This is a genomic window from Moorena sp. SIO3I6, from assembly GCF_010672095.1.
Genome location: NZ_JAAHHU010001278.1, coordinates 1 through 1464, shown reverse-complemented (window position 1 = coordinate 1464; position 1464 = coordinate 1). Strand labels below are relative to the sequence as shown.

Annotated in this window: 1 protein-coding gene; it reads left to right on the top strand. The window is 41.9% G+C overall.

What is annotated here, in order from left to right:
* The coding region (locus tag F6K49_RS48530) for a tetratricopeptide repeat protein (protein ID WP_293109845.1) at window positions 1-1074 on the top strand (1074 nt) is incomplete at its 5' end.
* Between the last annotated feature and the right edge of the window lie 390 nt (window positions 1075-1464).

Below are 1464 nucleotides of genomic sequence, written 5' to 3'. Positions count from 1 at the left end.
GGTCTGTTTGACTTTCCTAGCAAATCAGAGGAGTGTCAACAAGAAGACTTTCAGAATCAGTCTTTGAATCCTGAAGAACGAAGTAAACAAATTATCGCTATTCAAGCACGCCTGGAATTAGAGGCTCAAACCCCTGAGGAGCAAGCCGATTTACTAGTTGAACTAGGAATGCTACTCGTTGCTGCCCAAGAGTATGAAGATGCGATCGCTAACTTTGACAAAGCTTTGGAAATTAAACCGGATGATCACCAAGTTTGGTACATCCGTGGAGTTCCTCTATCGATATTAGGACGTTTGGAAGCAGGGATTGATTCCTTTGACCAAGCTGTGACAATTAAAACGGATTACCACCAAGCTTGGTACAACCGGGGGAATGCTCTATCGGAGTTAGGACAAAAAGAAGCAGCGATTGAATCCTTTGACCAAGCTTTGAAATTTAAACCGGATTACCACCAAGCTTGGTACAACCGAGGGAATGCCCTATCGGATTTAGAAAAAAATGAAGAAGCGATTAAATCCTATAACCAAGCTGTGAAAATTAAACGGTATCACCACCAATATTGGTACAACCGGGGGAATGCTTTACAGAAATTAGGACAAAATAAAGCAGCGATTAAATCCTTTGATAAAGCTGTGAAAATTAAACCTGATTACCACCTAGCTTGGAATAACCGGGGGATTGCTCTATCGGATTTAGGACGAAAAAAAGCAGCGATTAAATCCTTTGATAAAGCTGTGAAAATTAAACCTGATTACCACCTAGCTTGGAATAACCGGGGGATTGCTCTATCGGATTTAGGACTAAACAAAGCAGCGATTGCATCCTATGACCAAGCTTTGAAATTTAAACCGGATTACCACGATCCTTGGAACAATCGGGGGGTTGCCCTATGGAAATTAGGACGAAACAAAGCAGCGATTTATTCCTTTGACCAAGCTTTGAAAATTAAACCCGATTTCCAGCAAGCTTGGCATAACCGGGGGATTGCCCTACGGAAATTAGGACAAAATGAAGCAGCGATTGAGTCCTATGACCAAGCTGTGAAACTTAAACCCGATCACCAGCAAGCTTAGTACCACAAAGCTTGCTGTTATGCCTTACAAGGAAATGTAGACTTAGCCCTTGATAACTTGCAACAAGCCATTACTCTCAATCCTGAAGAATACCGAGAGATGTCAAAAACTGACTCAGATTTTGACACTATTCGCTCATCTCAGCGATTTCAGGCATTGATTAATATCAACTCGGGAATCGGGAATCGGGAATCGGGAGTCGGGAATCGGGAACAGGGAACAGGGAACAGGGAACAGAGAATAGGGAACAAAAACGTGTCTTAACCTTTACTTCGACTGCTATCAATTGAGGAAAAGACTATTGCTCCTGTGAAACACCACAATTACATCGCCATTATCAAATCCCTATTACCAATTAACAACTCTAACAATGGGTGTAGAGGAAGAATT